We start from the raw sequence: 21658 nt of genomic DNA, 5'->3' as shown, positions 1-21658 counted from the left end.
TCCTACGAGTTGTGTGCCAGTGATCGGACTGTTCTGCCTGGTTACAATCGGCACAGCGATCGCGAGAGCGAGCGCACACAAGATTGTGATGCCAACAACTCTGTCGCGAAACTCTTCCCGAAGCAAAAGAATGCGGGTTCTAAGAGAAAGATTTGCCGGCCCCATACCTTAGAGTTGAGTAGCACAGGGGCTTTGTTCAAGAGCGATTCCCCGAAAAGCCATGTCACTCGCGTCACCTTTGAAAACAGCTTATCGATCGATCGTCGTTCAATTTGCAAACCGGTAAAAGACGAAGCCATTGTCGCGCGTGACGCGCTCGATGCCTACGCGCGAGCCGATCAGATGCGGGAGGTCGTCGTAAACGAGGACCGTCGAACCGTTCTCAAGGACCAGCAGATATTGGATATTGCGCCCTTTACCCTGTCCACTTTTGATCGTCGCATCGACCGGGTCGACCGATCGGATCGGACTTGCGTCATTCGCCCATTTGTTCAGAGCCGACGGAACCATCGCCGCGAACAAAGCGATGAACAGGATCACGCCAAACGCGTTCCTTTTCAAATCCGCGTAAGTCCACGGCATAGACATGAATCCCCAACTGTTGATCCATGTGGTGGCCTGAAGGCCGACTTTCAATCGGCTTTCCTATTCCAGGATGTTGCTGTTGGCGTCGCCGGGCTCGCGGCCGTTACTTCGCCTTGGAAAAGGCCAGCCACAGGCCGCCGCCGACCAGGAAGCTGCCGCTGATCCTCGACAAGAGCTTGACGCGGCCGGCCGACAGCAGGCGTCCGGCGCGGCCGGCGGCCAGCGCGTAGGTCGAATCCGAGACTGCGGCGAAGATCATCGCGGTGAGACCCATGACGCCGATCTGTAGTGCGTAATTGCCTTCGGGAGCGATGAACTGCGGAAAGAAGGCGCCGAAGAACACTAGCGTCTTTGGATTGCTGATCGCCACCAGCAGGCCCTGCAGGAAGAAGCCGCCACGTGGCCTTTTTGCCGTTCCGTCGGCGTTCAGCTTGCCTTTCGAGCGGAACATCTGCACGCCCATCCAGATCAGGTAGGCGGCGCCGATCAGCCGGACCCAATCGAACCAGTGGCCCATGCCCGCGATCAGCGAAGTCAATCCGATGCCGACGATGGCGATCATGATGGCTAGCCCGGCCTGGGTGCCGGCGACATTGGCGAGCCCTGCGCGCGAGCCGTGGCGGATGCTGTTGGCAATGATCAGCGTCACCGTCGGCCCCGGCACCAGGATGATGACGATGCAGGCGACGACATAGGTGGCGTAGAGTTCCAACGACATTTTTTCCCTCCACAGATGCCGCCCGTGCGGCGCGCTGTCGCGATCAATGCATGGCGATGAGTTGCGTGCAAGCCGGCGAGGCGCCGACAATGCGGAGTTGATTTCAGCAGGCGCCGGCCTGCCATGGCAGCGTTGTCTCATAGGCGGCAGCCGCCCTCAGCACGGAGAGGTCACCGCGCGGCCGCCCGATCAATTGCATGCCCATTGGCCTGCCCCTGGCGTCGAAGCCCGCCGGCACATTGATCGCCGGGCAGCCGCCCAGCGTGGCGAACGCTGAAACCTGCATCCAGCGATGATAGCTGTCCATGGCACGCCCGGCCACTTGCCTTGGCCAGTGGGTGACGACATCGAAGGGAAAGACCTGTGCGGCTGGCAGCGCAATCAGGTCGAAACGCTCGAAGAGCGATAGCAGCATTCGGTGCCAGGACGAGCGCCTCACCGTGGCGGCGTGGATCTGCGGCGCGGTGAGGCGCAGTGCATGTTCCACCTCCCACACGGCCTCCGGCTTCAGCAGGCTGCGTTTCGAGGGATCGTCGTAATGCGCCTTGAGCGCACAACCGCTGCTCGCCTGGCGAAGCGTTACAAAGGCTTGCCACAGCGCTTCGAAGTCGAATTTCGGCATCAGCGGCTCGGCCTCGAAGGATACATCCGCGAACCGGCCGAGTGCTGCCTCGCAAAGCTGTAGAATGCCTGCTTCAACCGGCAGATGGCCTTCGAGATCGCCGAGCCAGGCGATGCGCCCGCCGGCCGCCGGTGCGTCCAGCCCTTCGAGGAACGAGCCTGGCTTATCATGCGACAGCGGCGCGCGAGGATGATAGCCGGCCTGAACGTCGAGCAGCAACGCCATGTCACGCACGTTACGCCCCATCGGCCCTTCGACGCCCATTTGCGCAAGAAACACATCAAGGTCTGGGCCGGCCGGCACCAATCCCTGCGATGGACGGAAGCCATAGACATTGTTGTAGGCAGCGGGATTGCGCAGGGAACCGCCAAAATCGCTGCCATCGGCAACGGGAACCATGTCGAGCGCCAGCGCGACCGCCGCACCGCCGCTCGAGCCGCCGGCGGTCAGCGCCGGGTCAAATGCGTTGAGCGTCTGTCCGAACACGGTGTTGTAGGTGTTGGAGCCGAGCCCGAATTCGGGAACATTGGTCTTGCCGATGATGATCGCGCCGGCCTTGCGGACGCGCTCGACGAAGAAGTCGTCTTCCTCAGGCACAAAATCGGCGAAGATCGGCGAGCCGAAGGCGGTTCTCAGGCCTTTTGTCAGCGCAAGATCCTTGATCGCGATCGGCAGGCCGAACAGCGATCCGGTATCTCCACCTCGCGCCAGATGAGCGTCAGCGCTGTCGGCCTCGCGCAGGATGTCGGCACGCTCACGCAATGAAACGATAGCGTTGACCAGCGGGTTCACCGCCTCGATCCTGTCGAGGAATGCCGCGACCACTTCGCGCACCGAAAGCTGCCGGCGCCTGATCTTCCCGGCAAGCGCCACGGCAGACAGGCGGCAGATGTCGCCGGCGGGCGGCACCGCGTGCTTCGTCGTCGGGCGCATGGCTGTCATCCCGCTTTAGCCTGCAGATTTCTGCAGGGCGGCATCGACGTCCCTGGCCAGCGGGATGGCCGGCTGTGCACCGGCTTTCAGGCAGGCCAGCGAACCGGCTGCGGCAGCGCGGGCTAGCGCCTGGTCGAGCGGCAGGCCGGCTGCCAGCCCGGCTGCAAAATAGCCGCAGAACGTGTCGCCGGCACCGACCGTGTCGAGCGGGGTGATCTTCAGCGCCGGAACCATCAGGAGATCGTCCGGCGTTGCCGCCAGAACGCCGTCCGAGCCAAGCGTGACGACGATGGTGCGGCCGGTTCTCGCGGCATAGTCGCGCATCCGTGCCGGGCGGTCGCGGCCATTCAACGACAGCGCCTCGCCATAGAGGTCGAACTCGGTTTCGTTGGCGACGAGATAGTCGGCCTTGCCGAGGAAGCCGGCCGCGTCGCCATGGAAAGGTGCGGTGTTGAGCACGGTGATCGCGGCGGCCGTGCTTGCCGCGTCGAGTGCTGCCTCGACGGTCTGCAGCGGGATCTCCAGTTGCAGCAGCACGACGTCGCCGTTTTTTACGAAAGCCTTGGAAAGGTCACCCGGCACGACCGAATCATTGGCGCCCGGCACAACGGCGATCACGTTCTCGCCGTCGGCGCCGACCATGATCAACGCGGTACCGGTCGAGGCAAAGGTCTCGCCGACGCCGGACAGGTCGATCTTGCCGTCGCGCAGCAGCGCCAGAGCGTCGCTGGCGAAGCTGTCCTTGCCGACCGCGCCGACCATGCGCACCTTGGCGCCGGCGCGGGCGGCGGCCAGCGCCTGGTTGGCGCCCTTGCCGCCGGGGGCAGTAGCGAAACCGGAGCCGCGCACGGTCTCGCCGGGACCGGGCAAGCGGTCGACACTGGCGATGAGATCGAGATTGATGGAGCCGATGACGACGATCAAGTAGTGCCTCCCGCTAGCGCATACCACTCTAATTGCGCGGGAAGCTACTCCGTAAGATCGCTGCTTGTCACCCTAGCGGTCCTTGCATCGCTCCAATCGTTCCATTCGTTGGCTATTCAAGAAGAGACCTGTCCCGCCTCCCAGCCGAGGATGGCGCGTTTGCGGGTCAGACCCCAATGGTAGCCGGTGAGTGCGCCGGACTTGCCGAGAGCCCGGTGGCACGGCACGACGAAGGACATCGGATTGGCACCGACCGCGGCACCGACAGCCCGGCTGGCACTCGGTGCGCCGATGCGCGCGGCGATCGAGGAATAGGTGCAGGCCTGGCCCATCGGAATGCGCAGCAAGGCCTCCCAGACACGGACCTGGAAGTCTGTGCCGATCATGACAACGCGCAGCGGCTGGTCGGCGCGCCACAGCGACGGATCGAAGATGCGCGCGGCATAGGGTGCCGTCGCCGCCATGTCCTCGACATAGGTCGCATTCGGCCAGCGGCTGGACATGTCGGCAAAGGCCGCACGCTCGCCGCCGGGGTCGTTGAAGGCGAGGCCGGCAAGGCCGCGGTCCGTCACCATGATCAGCGCGATGCCGAAAGGCGAGATATGATAGCCGTAGCGGATGGTGAGCCCTGCGCCGCGGGTCTTGTAATCGCCCGGCGACATCGCTTCGTGGGTGACGAACAGATCGTGCAGCCGGCCTGGGCCGGACATGCCGAGTTCGAACGAGGTTTCAAGCAGCGGCATGCCGGCATCGAGCAGCTTGCGCGCATGATCGAGGGTGACGGCCTGCAGAAAAGCCTTGGGCGACAGGCCGGCCCAGCGGGTGAACAGCTTCTGCAGCCCGGTCGGCGTCTCGCCGACCTCCTCGGCCAACACTTCCAACGAAGGCTGGTCGCGATAGTCGAGGCTGATCTTTTCGATGGCACGACGGACGATTTCGTAGTCTCCACCTTCAGGCGTGATGTCTTTCTGAAGGATTGCTGTCGTTTTGAGAGGCATTTGGGCGTTCATGGCAGTATCTCCTTGAGTGCGAATATCGTCCTTCGCGGCGCCGATCACCACCCGAAACTTGCTTTCCCGCGGCATGTACCCAGATAGAGCTGGGCTTTGAATGGGGAGGACGGTCGTGGCTGGTGAAAAAGTAAACCTGACCGGGGCAAAGGAGACTTTGCTTTTGACACTTTACGGCAAGGCGCTGGAGAGCCGGCTGCCCAATTCGCTGCTCAGGGACTACTTTGCCGACGAGGCGGTGCGCAACATCGACTATGATTTTTCACGGCTCAAGGTCGACAACAATCTCGGCATCGGTCTAGCAATCAGGGCAAAGACGCTGGACGTCTGCGTTCAGGACTTTCTCGCCCGAAATCCTGACGCCATCGTACTGCATCTCGGGTGTGGGCTCGATACGCGCATATTCCGTATCGACCCGCCAGCCGGCGTGGACTGGTTCGACGTCGACTATCCCGAAGTCATCGACCTCAGGCGCAAGCTCTATCCAGTGCGGGATCACTACCACCTGATCGCTTCGTCGGTTATCGAACCGGGATGGCTGAACGAAGTACCTCGGAATCGCCCGGCCATAGTCGTGGCGGAAGGCCTGACTCCCTACCTGGGCGCCGAAGAGGGGCAGCAACTGTTTTCTCGTTTGGTGGGACATCTTTCGAGCGGCGAACTGGTGTTCGATGCCTATAGTCGCCTGGGCCTGAAGATCATTCGCCTCAATTCCTCCTTCCGCGCCACCGGTGCCGAGGTCCATTGGAGCATCGAGAACCCGCATGAATTGGAGCGAGCCGTTCCGAAGCTGCGGTTCGTCGAGGACATCCCTGCCTATAAGCCGGAACATGCCGCTCGCATGCGCTGGTTCGCGAAACTGTTTGTTCGCCTTTGGAAACACATTCCAGCATTGCGCAAGATCGGCAGGCTGTTGCGCTATCGGTTCTGAAACACTGGCTCAGCGCGCCTTGGCGGCTGCCAGAGCGCGCGAAAATGCGGTGGCAAAACTCTCGCGGTCGGCGGGGTTGAGGAAGCCGCCGATCGAGACGGTTTTTCCTTGCGCCTCGACCGCCATTCTGGTGATGCCGATCTCGGCGTGGCGGGCGATCGAAAAGCGCGCCCAGAACGGATTGAAGCGGTGTGCTTCCGATTTGCCTGACGGGGCAGTCTTGCGGATGTCGAGGCTGGTGCGCGACACCGAAACCTCCTCGCGAGCCCGGGCGGCACGATAATTGGCGCGGAAGGCGATGTAGACGGCGATCACGTCGAGGCCGAAGAAGCCGAACACCGGCCAGGCGCCGCGCGACAGAAAAAAAGCTCCGGTCACCAGCCAGCCTAACAGCAGGGCGCCCATCAGTATGGCAAAGCCGGTCTTGCCCAGCGACCGGTGCGGTGTCAGCAGCGCCTGGAAAAATGGCTCGTCGGCCTGAAATGAGGCGTTTGTGTCGCTCATTGGGGAATATTATAGGAAGGCAATGACAAGCCCCAAGCCCAAAAACTCTTCTGCGCTAAAAAAAGACCTGTTGCCCGGCCGCCGCGAGGGCTCGAACGTCAAGCCGCGTCCGCGGCCGGCGAGATCGCGGGCGCTTTACAGCGCGGCCGAGGTGCATGAGATTTTCCGGCGCTTTTCCGTTCAGCGGCCGGAACCGAGGGGCGAGCTCGAACATATCAACGCCTTCACGCTGTTGGTGGCGGTGTTGCTTTCGGCTCAGGCGACGGACGCCGGCGTCAACAAGGCGACGCGGGGGCTGTTCAAAATTGCCGACACGCCGCAAAAGATGCTGGCGCTGGGCGAGGCCAAGCTCGGCGACCATATCCGCACCATCGGGCTGTGGCGCAACAAGGCCAAGAACGTCATCGCGCTGTCGGAGGCGCTGATCCGCGACCATGGCGGCGAGGTGCCTGAGGATCGCGATCAACTGGTCGAGCTGCCGGGTGTCGGCCGCAAGACCGCCAACGTCGTGCTCAACGTGGCATTCGGCCAGCATACGATGGCGGTCGACACGCACATCTTCCGCATCGGTAACAGGCTCGGCCTGGCGCCGGGCAAGACGCCGGAACAGGTCGAGCAAGGTTTCCTGAAGATCATTCCGGATGAATATATGCGGCACGCGCATCATTGGCTGATCCTGCACGGCCGCTATGTCTGCAAGGCGCGCAAGCCGGATTGCCCGGCCTGCGTCATCGCCGATATCTGCAAGGCCAAGGAAAAGACGACCAGCGTGCCTGCACCGCTGGTCGAGATCGCGCCGCTCGGGCCAGTAGAAGCGGCTACTGAGTCAGTGCCCGCCAAGTGACTGTGAAGTTCCTCCTATGTGGCGCCGTCCACATTCAGGAACTCTCCTCGACGAACACCTCCTCGCGCCTCTTCCTGACCGCGGGGAGAAACACGATGACGAGCACGGCAAGCGCGATGAGGAGCAGGCTGGCGCTGATCGGCCGCGTCACGAAGGTACTCGGATCGCCGCGCGAGAGGATCATGGCGCGGCGTAGGTTTTCCTCGAGCAGCGGGCCGAGCACGAAGCCGAGCAGCAGCGGCGCAGGTTCGCAGCGCAGCTTGGTCAGGAGGTAGCCAAGCAAGCCAAAGAAGGCGACGGCATAGAGGTCGTAGACGTTGGTGTTGACGCTGTAAACGCCGATCGAGCAGAACGCCATGATGATCGGGAAGAGCACGTAATACGGGATCGTAAGCAGTTTCACCCAAAGCCCGATCAGCGGCAGGTTCAAGATGATCAGCATCAGATTGCCGATCCACATCGAGGTGATGATACCCCAAAACAGTGCAGGCTGTTCGATGGCGACATTGGGGCCGGGCACGATGCCCTGGATGATCATCGCGCCGATCATCAGCGCCATTACCGGGTTGGCCGGAATGCCGAGCGTCAGCATCGGGATGAAGGAGGTTTGGGCGCCGGCATTGTTGGCCGATTCCGGTCCGGCGACGCCTTCGATGGCGCCCTTGCCGAATTCCCCGGGATTTTTCGAGACACGTTTTTCGACGGTGTAGGAGGCAAAGGCGGCAAGGATCGCGCCGCCTCCCGGCAGGATGCCGAGCGCCGAACCGATGATCGTTCCGCGCACGATGGGAGCCGCCATGCGCCGAAAATCTTCGCGGGTCGGCATAAGGCCGGAGATCTTTCGGATCAGCACGGAACGCTCATGCTCGTTTTCGAGGTTGCGCAGTATCTCGGCGACGCCGAAGACACCGACCGCCACTGCGACGAAATTCAGCCCGTCGGCATATTCGCGGATGCCGAGCGTGAAACGGGGTGTACCGGTGTAGATATCGGTGCCGACAAGGCCGAGCAGCAGGCCGAGCACGACCATGGCCAGCGCCTTGACGATCGAGCCGTGGGCGAGCGCGACGGACGAGACCAGACCGACAATCATCAGCGAAAAATACTCGGCAGCACCGAATTTCAACGCTATCGCCGTCAGCGGCGGGGCAAAGATGGCGACGAGGAAGGTCGACACCGTGCCGGCAAAGAACGAGCCTATCGCCGCGGTCGCCAGTGCCGCCCCGGCGCGGCCGTTCCTGGCCATCTGGTAGCCGTCGATGGCGGTGACGGCCGACGAGGATTCGCCAGGCATGTTGATGAGAATAGCGGTAGTCGAGCCGCCATACTGCGCGCCGTAATAGATGCCGGCGAGCATGATCAGGGAGGAAACCGGATCGCCGATCTGGAAGGTGATCGGCAACAGCATGGCAATGGTTGCGGTGGCGCCGATACCGGGCAGGACACCAATCAGCGTGCCGAGAAGGACACCGATCAGGCAGAAACCGAGGTTTGCCAAAGATGTGGCCGTCGAAAAGCCGAGTGCGAGATTGTTGAGGAGTTCCATTTCATCTCCTCACAACGACAGTGGCAACCACGGGCCGAAACGCCGGAACGGCAGGCCGAGTGCGTAGCTGAAGATGGCGAACGCGAACAGCGTCAGGCCGGCCGACAGCACGAGCGCGGTCAGCGGCTTCATGCGGCCGCTGGCAAACGATGCGATCAGCGCCGCCAGGAAGATCGATGGGATGAAGCCGAGGCCGCGCACCGTCAGGCCGAAGAAGATCGGAGCAGGCAGGATGAACAGCATGCCGCGCCACGCAATGTAACCGATCGGCTCGCTCTCGAAGCGCACTGCCTCGACTAGGATGACGGCGCCGAGCAGAATGAGCACGATCGCCAGAACCAGGGGGAAATAGCCCGGCCCCATGCGAAAGGCGGTGCCGATTTCGAGGCCCAGCGACTGCAGCGCGAAAAAGACGCCAATAAAGATCAACAGCGCGGCGCATATGCCGTTGGCTCTGTCGATTGCGAAAGGTTCCATGACGTCCTCCCGGCCCGCCTCACGGGCGTGCCGATGCCGGTGTAAAAACGGGGCGCCGGCGGCGCCCCGTTAAAAACCTTTAGTCGGCGTACTGGCCGGCCGCTTCGATGATCGGCTTCCAGCGCGCAATCTCACTTTCCAGCTTGGCCTTGAGCGCGGCCGGCGTGGCATCGGCCTCGGGCGACGGCTTGGTGCCGAGTTCGGCAAATCGGGCGACGACGTTCTGGTCCTTCAGCGCCACCTGCAGAGATTTCGACAGGCGTTCGGTGATCTCGGCCGGCGTGCCCTTGGGTGCATAGATGCCGTGCCAGATGCCGACCTGCACCTGGGGAAGACCGGCCTCTATCGTCGTCGGCACGTCCGGCAGCACGTCTAGCCGTTGCGGCGAGGTTACGGCATAAGCCTTGATCGTGCCGCCCTGGATCTGCTTGGTGGTATTGGTCGTCTGGTCGCACATGATGTCGACCTGGCCGCCGAGAAGATCGGTCATGGCCGGGCCGGTGCCCTTATATGGTACGGTGACCAGCGGCGTGCCGATGGCGCTCATAAACAGCATGCCGCACAGATGCGAGGCGGCACCGATCCCGGCATTGGCAACGGTGATGCTGTCCTTGTTAGCCTTGGCGTAGTCGACCAGCCCCTTCAGATCGGTCGGCTCGAGGTCCTTGCGGCCGACGATGGTCATCGGCACCTCGGTGACGAGGCCGACATATTCGAATGCGTTCAGCGTGTCGTAGGCGAGCTTTCTGTAGAGCGTAGCACTTGTCGCCATGCCGATGTGATGGAGGAGCAGCGTGTAGCCGTCAGGCTCGGCATTTGCGACGCGGCCCGCGCCCAGTGTGCCGCCGGCGCCGCCGACATTCTCGACGATGACCTGCTGGCCGAGGTCCTTCGACATGGCTTCCGCGACAAGACGCGTGACGGTGTCAGTAGGGCCGCCGGCCGAAAACGGCACGACAATGGTGATGGTGCGTTCGGGGTAGGTCTGCGCGCCAGCGGCCGGTGGGTAAAGCATGGCGGCCGCAACGGCAGCCAGCGCGGCGACGAATTTTCTCATCGTGATTTCCTCCCAGGATACGAATTACCAACCGCTGCGCGGAGTTCCTCTCAAAACCGAATGTAGATGGAGCAATAACTAGCGCAACCCGACAAATGACAATCAGCCTCGAACGGCAAACTGCACGTTTGTCCGCGCAAATGAGTGGAAAGGTTGGGCCGCGCGATGCCCTTCCTCCGACCTATCTTAATAACCGTAGCCGCGCGCCATCGCCGCCGCGAACACCGGGATCAAGAGGAAGATGAAGGCCTCGGTGCGGACATAGCTGCGAACGGACGCTAGCTCCGCCGCAGGCACCTGGAAGCCGGGACTGGCGCTCGCCTGCCTATTCCAGGACAGGAATTGGACGGTCGGGATAATCGACAACAGGCCGACAATTGCGAAGGCGGCCATCTTTGCCCAGAACATCCAGTTGTAGACGTAGAATTCCCAGCCCTTGAGACCATAGATGACGCGGCCGATGCCGGCGACGATGATCAGCATGGCGATGATGCCGTAGTGGCGATCGATGCCGACAAGCCGCTTCAGCGTCGCGGCGGACAAGTCGCTGCGGATCAGGACGAACTCGGCGCCGATGATGCCTGCCAGCGAAAACACCAGCAGATGATGGAAGATGGCAAGCACAAGGTCGGTCGTGTCCATGCTGTTTTCCCTCTGTCGGACGGCAGCGCCGAAACCCAACGCGCCTGAACCAGTACTGGAGAAAAACTAACACCGCCTGGCAGGATTCACATCAGCCTGGAAGATGATCTACACAGCCTTGGCTCTTGTTTTTCGCAACGGATTTGGATTTCCCGTCTCGGGCGTGTCGCTGTCCCCACTTTTGGAAGACCTGCACGGGCAACAACCGAGACATGACCATGGCCAGTCCGCATACAATTGTCGCCCCAGTAATTGAGACCTCGCGCACGGTCCTGCGGCCGCACCGGCTTGACGATTTCGACGCCTATGTCGCGATGTGGGCCGATCCCGCCGTCACCCGCTTTATCGGCGGCAAGCCGCGCACGCGGGAGGAAAGCTGGATGCGCTTCCTGCGCCACGCCGGCCTGTGGTCGCTTCTGGGCTACGGCTTCTGGGCGATCGAGGAAAAAGCGACCGGCCGCTTCATCGGCGAGGCCGGCTTTCACGATCTGAAACGCGACATGACGCCGTCGATCGAGGGCATTCCGGAGGCCGGCTGGGCTCTGGTTTTGGGCGCGCATGGCCACGGGTTGGCCAGCGAAGTCGTCGCACGGGTGCTTGCCTGGGGCGACGAGACGTTCGGCGCCGCGAAGACCGTCTGCATCATCGATCCGGAAAACACCGGATCGCTGAACGTCGCGGCAAAATGTGGTTATGGCGAAGTGCTGCGAACCGTCTACCAAGGCAAGCCGACCATCCTGCTGGAGCGGCAACCCTGACGGATGTTGTTTGGCACTGCCTGCCACGTCGTCTTCGGGCGTCCGGTTCGCCAGCCTGAAAATCGCGCAGGCCGATTGTGCCGCATGCGGCGTGTTCTGTCTTTGACAGGAAGACGCAAACTCTGCATGAATTTTATCGAGCGGGTCTGAAGTCAGGCCACGTTTCTGGCAGGCACCGGAGGAGGTGTCGCGATTTGGAGGAATCCCATGCTGAACAGACGCCGATTCTTGATGAGCACCGCGGCAGCAGGTGCTGCCGGACTCGCGGCATCGCATTTTATTCCCGCCTTCGCGCAGGACGCGCCGCAGCTGCAGATTTTCGTGCCAGCGGCGCCGGGCGGCGGCTGGGACCAGACGGCGCGCGCCATGGACCAGGTGCTGCGCAGCGAAAAACTGATCTCCGGCTCGCAGATCACCAATGTCGGCGGCGCCGGCGGTACTGTCGGCCTGCCGCAATTCGTCAACCAGTGGAAGGGCAAGGCCAATGCGCTGATGGTGGCTGGCATGGTCATGGTCGGCGCGATCATCGCCAACAAGGCGGCTAACAACCTTACCGAGGTCACGCCAATCGCCCGCCTTACTGGCGAGTTCGAGGCGCTTGTGGTGCCGGCCGCCTCGCCATTCAAGACTGCGGCCGACTTTGTTGCCGCCCTCAAAGCCGACCCGACGCAGGTTCCGGTCGCCGGCGGTTCGGCTGGCGGCTCGGACCACATCTTGTTCGGCCTCATCGCCAAGACCGTCGGTGTTCCGGCCACCAATCTCTCCTATGTGCCGTTTGCCGGCGGCGGCGAGGCGCTGTCGGCGCTGCTCGGCAACCAGGTCGCGGCCGGCATCTCCGGCTATGGCGAGTTCGCCGAACAGGTCAAGGCGGGTGCGCTGCGGCTGCTGGCCATCTCCGCGGATAAACGCCAGGAGGGAATTGATGCGCCGACGATGAAGGAAGCCGGCATCGATGTCGAGCTGTTCAACTGGCGCGGCGTCTTCGCACCGCCCGGCGTCTCGGACGCCGACAAGGCAGCAATGATCAAGCTGATCGAGACCATGGCCAAGAGCGACGCCTGGGCCACCGAATGCAAGAACCGTAACTGGACGCAGATCCTGCTCACCGGTGACGATTATGCGAAATTCGTCGCCGAAGACACGGCCCGCATCGGGACGATCCTCAAGGACCTCGGCCTGGCGTGATGCTCTCGGCAAGGGGCGGCCTGCGCCAACCCTTGCCGACTTTCGCCAGCCGTATGGACATACGCGGCGCCGGAGGTGAAACTAGGCCGAGATCGGCCGAGTGAGACCGGTCCAGGGAGAACCGGCCCTCGGGGCTGGCATTGGGAGGACGATGATGAGCACCAGCGACCAGCAGGCGCCGCCGCGCCTTGCAGTGCCCGAACTGCTGATCGGCGTTGGGCTCCTCGCCTGTGCGGGTGCGGTTGCCTGGCAGACGCTGGCAATCCCGGTCTCGCCGCTCTATTCCAAGGTCGGTCCGACCGTCTTTCCCTACATCACCATGACCGGGATGATGATCCTGTCGCTGCTGCTCATCATTGCCGCCTTGCGGGGCGGATGGCAGCCGGAGGACGAAAAGGAGACGCCGACCGACTGGAAGGCGATGGGCATCGTCGCCCTCGGACTGATCGCCAATCTGGTGCTGATCCAGCCGCTCGGCTTTACCGCGGCATCTGTCATCATGTTCGTTCTCATCTGCCACGGTTTCGGCAGCCGGCGTCCGCTGCGTGACGTGCTGCTCGGGCTGATCCTGGCGCTGGCCGCCTATTTCGGCTTTGCCAGGGCGCTTGGCGTCAATATCGGTGCCGGCTTCATCGAAAACCAGCTGAATGCGACCGTCGATTCGATCGTTGCCATGCTGAGGGGCTGACGCCATGGAAACGCTTGGCCATCTCGCGCACGGATTTTCGGTCGCCTTCTCGCCGATCAATCTCATATGGTGCCTGGTCGGCACCACGCTGGGGACTGCCATCGGCGTGCTGCCCGGCCTCGGGCCGGCACTGACCATCGCGCTGCTGTTGCCGATCACCTATCAGGTGGCGCCGGAGGCATCCTTCATCCTGTTTGCCGGCATCTACTACGGCGCCATGTATGGCGGCTCGACGACATCGATCCTGCTCAACACGCCTGGCGAAAGCGCCACCATCGTCACCGCGCTGGAAGGCAACCGGATGGCCCGCTCCGGCCGTGGCGGTGCGGCCCTGGCGACCTCGGCGATCGGCTCCTTCGTCGCCGGCACGCTGGGCACGATCGGCGTTGCCTTCCTGGCGCCGATCGTCGTCAAATTCGCGCTGGCCTTCGGCCCGGCCGAATATTTCTCGCTGATGGTGCTGGCCTTCATCACGGTTTCGGCGGTGCTCGGCTCGTCTTCGGTGCGCGGCCTGACCAGTCTGTTCGTCGGCTTCGTCGTCGGCATGATTGGCGTCGACCTGCAGACGGGGCAGCCGCGCTTCACCTTCGGCATGAGCGAATTGTTGGACGGCGTCGACGTCATCGTCGTCGCCGTTGGCCTGTTCGCCGTTGGCGAGACGCTTTACATGGCCTCGCGCCGCTATGCCGGCAAGGACGATATCGTGCCGTTGAAGGGCTCGCTCTACATGACCGCGGCCGAATGGGCGCGCTCGTGGAAGCCATGGCTGCGCGGTGCCCTGATCGGCTTCCCGATCGGTGCCATGCCGGCCGGCGGCGCCGAAATCCCGACCTTCCTCTCCTATGCGATCGAGAAGAAACTCTCCAGACACAAGGAGGAGTTCGGCACCGTCGGCGCCATCGAGGGCGTTGCCGGGCCGGAGGCCGCCAACAATGCATCCGCGGCCGGCGTGCTGGTGCCGATGCTGACGCTCGGCCTGCCGACCTCGGCGACGGCCGCGATCATGCTGTCGGCGTTCCAGAGCTACGGTATCAATCCGGGGCCGCTGCTGCTGACGACGCAGGCCGACCTGGTGTGGGGGCTGATCGCCAGCCTGTTCATCGCCAATGTCATCCTCGTCGTCCTCAACCTGCCGCTGATCGGGCTCTGGGTGCGATTGCTGAAGATCCCGGCGCCGCAGCTCTATGCCGGCATCCTCGTGTTCGCCACGGTCGGCACCTACGGTATCTCGCAATCGCCGATCGACCTCGTCATCCTCTATCTGCTCGGTGCCGCCGGCTTCCTGATGAGGCGTTTCGATTTCCCGACCGCGCCGGTCATCATCGGCATGATTCTCGGGCCGCTTGCGGAAACGCAGTTCCGCCGCGCGATGACCATCTCGAACGGCGATTGGACGGTGTTCTACAAGCATCCGCTGTCGCTGACGCTGCTGACGCTGGCCTTCATCGGCCTGGTTGGACCGCATATCTGGGCCTACATCGAGCACAGGCGCTTGCGCGGGCCGGAGCACGTGCCGGGCGATGCCTGAGCTGTTCGTGACGTCATGACCGACCTGCTTTCCGGCATCCGCGTTCTCGACCTGACCAATGTGCTGGCCGGCCCCTATTGCACCTATCAGCTGGCGTTGCTCGGGGCCGACGTCATCAAGGTCGAGACGCCGCAAGGCGGCGATCTGGCGCGCCAGCTCGGCGCCTCTCCGGAGCTCAACCGGGCGGGCATGGGCGCTTCGTTCCTGGCGCAGAATGCCGGCAAACGCTCGGTGGCGCTCGATCTCAAGCAGGAGGCTGACCGCGAACGCTTCCTCGATCTGGTCGCTTCGGCCGACGCGCTGGTCGAGAATTTCCGCCCCGGCGTAATGGACCGGCTGGGGCTTGGCCACGCCAGGCTGAAAGAGGTCCGGCCAAGTCTTGTCTATTGTGCGATATCGGGCTTCGGCCAGACCGGGCCGATGCGCGACAATCCAGCCTACGACCAGATCATCCAGGGTCTTTCCGGCATTATGAGCATCACCGGTACACCGGAAACGGCGCCGCTGCGTGTCGGCTATCCCGTCGCCGATACGCTTGGCGGGCTGGTAGGGGCGTTCGCCATTACCGCCGCACTGGTCAAGCAGAAGACGACAGGCGAGGGCGCGTTCCTCGACGTGTCGATGCTCGAATGCACGCTTTCTGCGCTCGGCTGGCCGGTGTCGAACTATCTGACGGCGGATATCGAGCCGCAGCCGATGGGCAATGAAAACATGACGGCCGCACCGTCTGGCGCGTTTCGCACCGGCGACGGCTTGCTCAACATCGCCGCCAACAAGCAAGAGCAGTTCGTCACACTGTGCCGGTTGATCGGTCGGCCGGAGTTGGCGTCGGATGTCCGCTTTGCCGAGCGCGAAACGCGCAAGCAGAACCGCATTGCATTGAAAGCGCTGATCGAGGATGCCTTGGCGAGCGGCTCGGCCGCCGCCTGGGAGGAGACGTTCAATCGCGCCGGCGTGCCGGCAGGCCGGGTGCTGACAATCCCGCAGGTACTGCAAGAGAGACAAGTGATCGAGCGCGGCATGACGGTACGCTTCCAGGCCGTGTCCGGGATGGCTAGGCCGCTGACCGTGGTGCGCGGCGGCTTCATGGTCGATGGCGAGGCACCTTTGCCGAGCAGGCCGCCGCCGGAGCTGGGCGAGCATATGGACGAAGTTTTTGCCAACCTGCCGCCACGCGCCAAGAAAAGAGCGAAGGCATGAGCGGCACGGAAAAGAAGCCATGAGCGACACGGAAAACAAGGCTGGCCGCGCGCGCGGCGAGGAATGGTGGCAGACCGGCATCATCGAGATGCGCCCCGGCGTCATCCGGCTGCGCGGCTATGAAATCCAGGATCTGATCGGTCGCGTCAGCTTTCCGGCAATGATCTGGCTCATGCTGCGCGGCGAACTGCCGAGCGAGGAGCAGGCGGCGCTGCTCGGCATCGCGCTGGGTGCTGCCGTCGACCATGGGCCGCAGGCGCCGTCGATCGCCATCGCCCGCATGGCGATCACGTGCGGCGTCGGCATCAACAGCGCCATGGCATCTGCCATCAACGTGCTTGGCGATGTGCATGGCGGCGCCGGCGAACAGGCGCTTTCCTTCTACGGCGACATCGCCGCTGAGGTGGACGCCGGCGTGCCGCTTGCGGACGCCGTGTCGGCGCGGCTCGATCGTTTCCTTGCCGGGGAAAACGGCTATGTGCCCGGGCTCGGCCATCGTTTCCATCCGGTCGACCCGCGGGCGCCCCGCCTCATCGAGCTGACCCGTGACTTTGCCGCGCGCGGCGTCGTCAGCGGGCGCTTCGCCGATGTCGCCGAGGCGATCGAGGCCGAGGTGGCGCGGCGCAAGGGCAAAAAAATCCCCCTCAATATCGACGGCGCCACGGCCGTCATCTACGGCGAGCTCGGCTTTCCGCCGCCGCTGACGCGCGGCCTTTTCGTGCTGTCGCGCTCGGTCGGCATCCTCGCACATGCGTGGGAACAGTCGCAGGAAAGCGACCGCAACAAGGGGCCGCTGCCGCGCGAATGGCTGTGGGCCTATACCGGCACGCCGGCGCGGCCTCTGCCCGAGGAAGACGATGGCAGTCAGTGAGGCATCGGTTCAAGAGACGGCGGCGGCGGGCGCTGGAACCAATTCCATCCCGACACAGTCGGGGCAGGCCTCCATCTTCTATTGAGCGGGATCTTTTCCGAACGCCGGACTCTGCTTTTTGGGATTATGCTCCAGTTCGGCAATCCTGATGTTTCTCACCAGCGTCGAAAGATCCGGCTCGTCGATGAGCAACGCCGCGTCAGCTGGTGCCAGCCATGCCCGCTGCCGCCTCCTGGCTTCCTGCCAGTCGGCAAGTTCCTCGGTTACTTCCAGCAAATAGACGACGACGTCGACACGGACGAAGCGGTTTGCCAGCCGCTTCCAGTAGGAATAGGTGCCGGCCGGTTGTTTCAGTGTCTTGCCGAGAACGCCGGCTTCTTCCTGTGCTTCGATAGTGGCCGCCTTGCGGCCGCTCTTGCCCTTCATCGGCCAGCCCTTCGGCACGATGAAGCGCCTCGTCGTTCGCGATGTGACCAGCATCACCTCGACATCGCCATGCTCGTTCAGCCGAAAGGGAATCGCCGCGACCTGGCGAACCCCGTCGCCCTTCCTTGCCTTGCGTACAACCTTCTTCTTGCTGGCTGCCATTCGATAATCCAGTCGAATCGGTGCCCAGACGGCAAGGGCAGCGTTGCAAACTCGCCCGCTTTCAATGGGGCGCAGGCGGAGCGGTTTCCCCAGTGTATAAGTCGGCTAAATAAATGAAAGGGACCGGTCGTCAGCGGCAAGTGCTGACAAAGCCGCTCCCGGACGGCAGCAACTGACAAGTCGGCCTCATCTGCGGCACCTCCTGCCGTTGCGGTATTGGGATTTGGCGATCCTGGGCACGGTACTGCTGTTGCTGCTGCTGATATTGCTGCCGCCGCAGCCTGTTCTCCAACATCTGCAACTGGTCCTGCTGGATCAACACGTTGCGATCGGCGGGACTGCCGACCTGTGCCGATGCAGCAGGATTTACGCCCGACAGCATCGCCGCAGTCAGCATGGCCGACCCTAAAAACGTCAATAGACGAAGCCGTGGCATTCGTTCATTCCCGCACAAAACCAATCTTCCGTTAATATAGGGCTAATATAGGGCTTTTGTCCGGCGACGCCATGGCCGCCGCTGATTTGAAGCGGATTGGAAGAGGCATTTCGGCTTCGGATGCTCGTCCCGTCAATCGACTTCGCGCAGCCGGTATCCGACGCCGGTCTCGGTCGTGATATAGCGGGGCTGGTCGGGCGTCTTCTCAATCTTTAGCCTGAGTTGCCGGACATAGACTCTGAGATATTGAACGTCGGTGGAATCGCCCCAGACCTGCTTCAGCAGGAACTGGTGGGTGAGAACCTTGCCGGCGTGCTGCACCAAGGTGCGAAGAATGTCGTATTCCTTCGGCGAGAGCTTTATCTCCTTGTCCTCGATCTTGACGACGCGCTTCACCAGATCGACGGAGAGGTCGCCGGTCTGGAACACCGGTCTCTCACCCTGCTGCTGGAACTTGTGGCGAAGCGCGACGCGGATGCGTGCGACAAGCTCGTTCATACCGAATGGCTTGGTGACATAATCGTCGGCGCCGAGTTCGAGGGCCGAGACGATGCCGGCCTCGTCGGTGCGGCTGGAAAGAATAACCACGGGAATGTCCAGGCCATCATCCCGCCATTTGCGGAGCAGCTCATGCCCGCTCATGCCGGGCAGGCCGAGATCGAGCAGCACAAGGTCCGGCTTTTCCGTCGCGATGTGTTCAATCGCCGCCCTGGCGTTCGGCGCCTGGCTGATCGCATAGCCTTGGCTGCCAAGCCCGACGCGAAGCAGTTTCCGGATCGGCGGTTCGTCGTCGACCACCAATATCCTGACGTCCAGGCTCGTCATGCCAGATCGTCCATATTTTGATGGCCCGTCTCGGGTTCGCCGAGATTGGGCAGTTCCGCCGGCACCAGTTGCATCCTGATGGTGAAAACCGCCCCCGAGCGGTCGGACCTGTTTGCCGCCAAGAGCGTCCCGCCCATCGCTTCGATGAAGCCGCGGCAAATCGACAGGCCGAGCCCCGTGCCGGCACGCACCTGGTCACCCTTGCGCACACGGTAGAAAGTGTCGAAAACGCGCTCTAGATCCGCTGGCGGAATGCCTGGTCCCTCATCCATGATCTGCAGGATGACGAAGCCGTTGTCGGCCCAGGCTTGCAGGCGGATCGTCGAACCTGGCGGCGCGTATTTTGCAGCATTGTCGAGGAGGTTGAACAGCACCTGTTCGAACAGAACGGGGTCGACCCGCAACATCGGCAGATCCGATGGAATGTCGATCTCGGTCTTATGCTCGCCGACGATTTTGCGGGCCCGATACAGAGCTGAACCGACAATGTCGCCGAGATAGTGAAACGCATAGTTCGGCTCCATCGTGCCGGATTCGATCTTGGTCATATCGAGCAGATTGGCGATGAAGCGGTTAAGCCTCTCCGCTTCATCGAGCACGGTCGACAGCAGTTCCGCCCGGTCCTGCTCGGGAAGCGCGGCCTCGAAGTCCCTGAGTGTTCCGGCCGCGCCCATGATGGCGGCAAGCGGCGTTTTCAAATCGTGGGAAATGGAGGTGAGCAAGGCCGAGCGCAGACGGTCTGCCTCGGCCGCAAGCTTGGCCCGGTCAACATCGGCGACGAGCTGGATGCGCTCGATGGCGACCGCCGCCTGGTCGGCGAGCGCATCGAGCAGACGCTGCTGCTCGGGTGTCAGCAGCGGACCTTGCTTGTCGTTGTCGAGGCCGACAACGCCTACCGCCGTGCGTCCGGTCCGCAAGGGCAGATAGAGGCGCTTTGCTCCGGGCAGCGTGTCGGCGCCGCGCCCGGCGGCGCGGTTATGCTCCCAGGCCCAGCGGGCTGCTGCGATGTCGGCCTCGGCCAGCGTGTCGTCGGGTGGGTAGCCGGCTTTGACCGCAATCGTGCCGTTCTCCGGCAGAAGCAGCACCACGCGCAGCTTCAGCATCGAGGCGATCTGGAAGGCAGTCGCCCAGAGAACGTCATCAAGCGTCCCAGCGCCGGCGAGCTTCTTTGAGAAGAGATAAATATCTTCTGTGGCGCGTGCCCGCGAGCGCGCGGCGACCGCCTGACGCTGCACGCGCGCTGTTAGATTGCTGCCAATGACCGCAACAACCAGGAAGACAGCCAGCGCAACGATGCTCTCCGGATCCTCGATCGTCAGCGTGTAGCGTGGTTCTAGGAAGAAATAGTTGAAGGCAATGGCGCTGATGAGGCAGGCATACAAAGCCGGCCAGAGACCGCCGGTCACCGCCGACGTCAGGACCCCAATGAGAAAGATGATCGCCAGATTGCGGACGTCGAGAAACTGGTCGAGAAGGACGGCGAAGGCGAGCGAGCCAACAACATAGGCCGTGGCCCTGAGATAGGGCCAGATCTCGAACTGCCACTGCTCGTCCGCCGCCTTGACGGTCCTCGAAGTCGCCTCGGCGTTGCGTTCGTTTCCCGAAATGACATGGACGCTGATGTCGCCGGCATTGCGGATGAGATCGTAAGTGAGCGAGCCTTCGATCAATTCCCGCCAACGCGATCGGGTCGGCCTGCCGATCACGATATGGGTGAAGTTGTTCGCCGTCGCATGCCGAACGATGTCTTGCGCGACGTTCTGACCCGGAATGGTCGTCACCTCGGCACCGAGCTGCTCGGCAAGGCGCAGCTGCGTCGCCAGCCGATCCTTGTCCTCCTCGGGCATGGCCGCTGAATGAGGGGTATCGACATGAAGCGCCGTCCAAGGGGCGCGGAGCCGGTCGGCCAACCTCCGCGCATAGCGTACACGGGCCGCCCCGCCCGGACGCGCATCGACGCAGACGAGAACCCTTTCCCCCGCCGCCCAAGGCCCGGGTATCGCGTGGGCCCGCATGTGGGTCAGCAACTGCTCGTCGACCCGCTGGGCAGTGCGGCGGAGCGCCAATTCCCGGAGCGCCGTCAGATTGCCCGGCGAGAAATAGTTCTCGATGGCGCGCTGGGCGGTGCTGGGGATGTAGACCTTGCCTTCCTCAAGCCGTTTGATCAGATCGTCGGGGGTGAGGTCGATGATCTCGATGTCGTCGGCCTGGTCGATTATGGAGTCGGGGACAGTTTCCCGCACCCTGACGCGGGTGATCTGCGCCACGACATCGTTCAGGCTCTCGACGTGCTGGATATTCAGCGTCGTGTAGACATCGATGCCGTGCGTCAGGATTTCCTGGACGTCGAGATAGCGCTTGGGGTGACGGCTGCCGGCGACGTTGGTGTGGGCGAGTTCGTCGACCAGAACTAGCGCCGGGTGCCGGGCGAGGATGGCGTCGAGATTCATCTCCTCAAGGATCCGCCCCTTGTAATCGATCTCAAGGCGAGGAATGACCTCGTAGCCTTCGACCAGCGTCTGGGTTTCCTTGCGGCCGTGCGTCTCGACGATGCCGATCACCACGTCGACCCCGTCGGCCAGCCTGGCGCGGCCCGACATCAGCATCTCGTAGGTCTTGCCGACACCGGGGGCGGCGCCGAGAAATATCCTCAGGCGGCCGCGCTCCTCCCGCTCGGCATGCTCGAGCAGCGCGTCGGGAGAGGGCCTGGTTTCGGCGGTGCGTCTGTCGTCTGGCATACGGGTCAATCATGAACGGCGCCGGCTTCGGTGTCGATCCCGGCGCCG

At 63.0% G+C, this 21658-nt stretch carries 22 protein-coding genes; 8 read left to right on the top strand and 14 right to left on the bottom strand.

Features of this window, described 5'->3' with window-relative positions:
- Positions 1-267 precede the first annotated feature (267 nt).
- The 5 genes from NKI08_RS06030 to NKI08_RS06010 form a co-directional block, all read right to left on the bottom strand.
- Entirely contained in the window at positions 268-636 is a 369-nt protein-coding gene (locus NKI08_RS06030) for a hypothetical protein (RefSeq protein ID WP_352767786.1), read from the bottom strand.
- Positions 637-688: 52 nt separating this feature from the next.
- Entirely contained in the window at positions 689-1303 is a 615-nt protein-coding gene (locus NKI08_RS06025) for a LysE family translocator (protein WP_352767784.1), read from the bottom strand.
- Positions 1304-1406: 103 nt separating this feature from the next.
- On the bottom strand, positions 1407-2867 hold the full coding sequence (locus NKI08_RS06020) for an amidase (RefSeq protein ID WP_352767782.1): 1461 nt from the start codon (positions 2865-2867) through the stop codon (positions 1407-1409).
- A gap of 6 nt (positions 2868-2873) precedes the next feature.
- The gene (locus NKI08_RS06015; RefSeq protein WP_352502653.1) at positions 2874-3782 is read right to left on the bottom strand and encodes a ribokinase; all 909 of its coding nucleotides are present in this window, start codon (positions 3780-3782) and stop codon (positions 2874-2876) included.
- A gap of 116 nt (positions 3783-3898) precedes the next feature.
- Entirely contained in the window at positions 3899-4792 is an 894-nt protein-coding gene (locus NKI08_RS06010) for a methylated-DNA--[protein]-cysteine S-methyltransferase (protein WP_352453988.1), read from the bottom strand.
- 115 nt (positions 4793-4907) lie between these two features.
- Here NKI08_RS06010 and NKI08_RS06005 point away from each other — a divergent pair, with 115 nt between their 5' ends.
- On the top strand, positions 4908-5723 hold the full coding sequence (locus NKI08_RS06005) for a class I SAM-dependent methyltransferase (protein ID WP_352767779.1): 816 nt from the start codon (positions 4908-4910) through the stop codon (positions 5721-5723).
- 9 nt (positions 5724-5732) lie between these two features.
- Here the strand turns inward: NKI08_RS06005 and NKI08_RS06000 are convergent, their stop codons facing one another.
- Positions 5733-6227 carry a DUF2244 domain-containing protein gene (locus NKI08_RS06000; protein WP_352767777.1) on the bottom strand — a complete coding sequence of 165 codons (495 nt, stop codon included), beginning with the start codon at positions 6225-6227 and terminating at the stop codon, positions 5733-5735.
- 22 nt (positions 6228-6249) lie between these two features.
- Here NKI08_RS06000 and nth point away from each other — a divergent pair, with 22 nt between their 5' ends.
- Entirely contained in the window at positions 6250-7071 is an 822-nt protein-coding gene (gene nth, locus NKI08_RS05995; protein ID WP_352767775.1) for an endonuclease III, read from the top strand.
- A gap of 34 nt (positions 7072-7105) precedes the next feature.
- Here the strand turns inward: nth and NKI08_RS05990 are convergent, their stop codons facing one another.
- From NKI08_RS05990 to NKI08_RS05975, 4 genes are all read right to left on the bottom strand, one after another.
- Positions 7106-8617, bottom strand: coding sequence for a tripartite tricarboxylate transporter permease (locus NKI08_RS05990; protein ID WP_352539408.1), 1512 nt, complete (start codon positions 8615-8617; stop codon positions 7106-7108).
- Positions 8618-8626: 9 nt separating this feature from the next.
- Complete coding sequence (locus NKI08_RS05985; protein ID WP_352767772.1) at positions 8627-9094, bottom strand: tripartite tricarboxylate transporter TctB family protein; 468 nt, start codon at positions 9092-9094, stop codon at positions 8627-8629.
- Positions 9095-9173: 79 nt separating this feature from the next.
- Positions 9174-10151, bottom strand: coding sequence for a tripartite tricarboxylate transporter substrate-binding protein (locus NKI08_RS05980; RefSeq protein WP_352767770.1), 978 nt, complete (start codon positions 10149-10151; stop codon positions 9174-9176).
- A 186-nt stretch (positions 10152-10337) separates the two neighbouring features.
- Positions 10338-10793 (bottom strand): DUF2214 family protein, encoded by a 456-nt coding sequence (locus NKI08_RS05975; RefSeq protein ID WP_352767768.1) that lies wholly within the window; start codon positions 10791-10793, stop codon positions 10338-10340.
- Positions 10794-11011: 218 nt separating this feature from the next.
- Between NKI08_RS05975 and NKI08_RS05970 the strand changes: the two genes are divergently transcribed.
- The 6 genes from NKI08_RS05970 (at position 11012) to NKI08_RS05945 (ending at position 17023) form a co-directional block, all read left to right on the top strand.
- Positions 11012-11551: a GNAT family N-acetyltransferase gene (locus NKI08_RS05970; protein WP_352469446.1), complete on the top strand. Its 540-nt coding sequence runs from the start codon at positions 11012-11014 to the stop codon at positions 11549-11551.
- Between the two features lie 207 nt (positions 11552-11758).
- Positions 11759-12736: a Bug family tripartite tricarboxylate transporter substrate binding protein gene (locus NKI08_RS05965; protein WP_352767766.1), complete on the top strand. Its 978-nt coding sequence runs from the start codon at positions 11759-11761 to the stop codon at positions 12734-12736.
- A 154-nt stretch (positions 12737-12890) separates the two neighbouring features.
- Complete coding sequence (locus tag NKI08_RS05960; protein ID WP_352469447.1) at positions 12891-13424, top strand: tripartite tricarboxylate transporter TctB family protein; 534 nt, start codon at positions 12891-12893, stop codon at positions 13422-13424.
- Positions 13425-13428: 4 nt separating this feature from the next.
- A complete protein-coding gene (locus NKI08_RS05955; protein WP_352767050.1) occupies positions 13429-14952 on the top strand; it encodes a tripartite tricarboxylate transporter permease in 1524 nt (507 codons plus the stop codon).
- A gap of 15 nt (positions 14953-14967) precedes the next feature.
- Complete coding sequence (locus tag NKI08_RS05950; RefSeq protein WP_352767763.1) at positions 14968-16152, top strand: CaiB/BaiF CoA transferase family protein; 1185 nt, start codon at positions 14968-14970, stop codon at positions 16150-16152.
- Positions 16153-16171: 19 nt separating this feature from the next.
- Positions 16172-17023, top strand: a complete 852-nt coding sequence (locus tag NKI08_RS05945; protein WP_352767761.1) for a citryl-CoA lyase — start codon at positions 16172-16174, stop codon at positions 17021-17023.
- 78 nt (positions 17024-17101) lie between these two features.
- On the opposite strand, the gene NKI08_RS05940 is transcribed toward NKI08_RS05945, so the two are convergent.
- The 4 genes from NKI08_RS05940 to NKI08_RS05925 form a co-directional block, all read right to left on the bottom strand.
- Positions 17102-17611, bottom strand: coding sequence for an NUDIX hydrolase (locus NKI08_RS05940; protein WP_352767759.1), 510 nt, complete (start codon positions 17609-17611; stop codon positions 17102-17104).
- Between the two features lie 130 nt (positions 17612-17741).
- Complete coding sequence (locus NKI08_RS05935) at positions 17742-18047, bottom strand: hypothetical protein (RefSeq protein ID WP_352767757.1); 306 nt, start codon at positions 18045-18047, stop codon at positions 17742-17744.
- Between the two features lie 132 nt (positions 18048-18179).
- Positions 18180-18872, bottom strand: coding sequence for a response regulator transcription factor (locus tag NKI08_RS05930; protein WP_352767755.1), 693 nt, complete (start codon positions 18870-18872; stop codon positions 18180-18182).
- Positions 18869-21610 (bottom strand): DUF4118 domain-containing protein, encoded by a 2742-nt coding sequence (locus tag NKI08_RS05925; protein WP_352767753.1) that lies wholly within the window; start codon positions 21608-21610, stop codon positions 18869-18871. Before NKI08_RS05925 ends, NKI08_RS05930 begins: the two co-directional genes overlap by 4 nt.
- Positions 21611-21658 lie beyond the last annotated feature (48 nt).

It is taken from the genome of Mesorhizobium sp. M0768 (genome assembly GCF_040320195.1).
Classification (GTDB): Bacteria; Pseudomonadota; Alphaproteobacteria; order Rhizobiales; family Rhizobiaceae; genus Mesorhizobium.
Note: the sequence above shows the minus strand (reverse complement) of the source record. Positions and strands in the feature narration are given on the sequence as shown.

Coding starts and splice junctions, on each gene's coding strand:
- NKI08_RS05985 (WP_352767772.1), bottom strand. CDS start 9,094: ATGGAACCTTTCGCAATCGACAGAGCCAACGGCATATGCGCCGCGCTG.
- NKI08_RS06020 (WP_352767782.1), bottom strand. CDS start 2,867: ATGACAGCCATGCGCCCGACGACGAAGCACGCGGTGCCGCCCGCCGGC.
- NKI08_RS05965 (WP_352767766.1), top strand. CDS start 11,759: ATGCTGAACAGACGCCGATTCTTGATGAGCACCGCGGCAGCAGGTGCT.
- NKI08_RS05935 (WP_352767757.1), bottom strand. CDS start 18,047: ATGCCACGGCTTCGTCTATTGACGTTTTTAGGGTCGGCCATGCTGACT.
- NKI08_RS05945 (WP_352767761.1), top strand. CDS start 16,172: ATGAGCGACACGGAAAACAAGGCTGGCCGCGCGCGCGGCGAGGAATGG.
- nth (WP_352767775.1), top strand. CDS start 6,250: ATGACAAGCCCCAAGCCCAAAAACTCTTCTGCGCTAAAAAAAGACCTG.
- NKI08_RS05990 (WP_352539408.1), bottom strand. CDS start 8,617: ATGGAACTCCTCAACAATCTCGCACTCGGCTTTTCGACGGCCACATCT.
- NKI08_RS06025 (WP_352767784.1), bottom strand. CDS start 1,303: ATGTCGTTGGAACTCTACGCCACCTATGTCGTCGCCTGCATCGTCATC.
- NKI08_RS05930 (WP_352767755.1), bottom strand. CDS start 18,872: ATGACGAGCCTGGACGTCAGGATATTGGTGGTCGACGACGAACCGCCG.
- NKI08_RS06010 (WP_352453988.1), bottom strand. CDS start 4,792: ATGAACGCCCAAATGCCTCTCAAAACGACAGCAATCCTTCAGAAAGAC.
- NKI08_RS06000 (WP_352767777.1), bottom strand. CDS start 6,227: ATGAGCGACACAAACGCCTCATTTCAGGCCGACGAGCCATTTTTCCAG.
- NKI08_RS05975 (WP_352767768.1), bottom strand. CDS start 10,793: ATGGACACGACCGACCTTGTGCTTGCCATCTTCCATCATCTGCTGGTG.
- NKI08_RS05940 (WP_352767759.1), bottom strand. CDS start 17,611: ATGGCAGCCAGCAAGAAGAAGGTTGTACGCAAGGCAAGGAAGGGCGAC.
- NKI08_RS05950 (WP_352767763.1), top strand. CDS start 14,968: ATGACCGACCTGCTTTCCGGCATCCGCGTTCTCGACCTGACCAATGTG.
- NKI08_RS05980 (WP_352767770.1), bottom strand. CDS start 10,151: ATGAGAAAATTCGTCGCCGCGCTGGCTGCCGTTGCGGCCGCCATGCTT.
- NKI08_RS05955 (WP_352767050.1), top strand. CDS start 13,429: ATGGAAACGCTTGGCCATCTCGCGCACGGATTTTCGGTCGCCTTCTCG.
- NKI08_RS05960 (WP_352469447.1), top strand. CDS start 12,891: ATGAGCACCAGCGACCAGCAGGCGCCGCCGCGCCTTGCAGTGCCCGAA.
- NKI08_RS05970 (WP_352469446.1), top strand. CDS start 11,012: ATGGCCAGTCCGCATACAATTGTCGCCCCAGTAATTGAGACCTCGCGC.
- NKI08_RS05925 (WP_352767753.1), bottom strand. CDS start 21,610: ATGCCAGACGACAGACGCACCGCCGAAACCAGGCCCTCTCCCGACGCG.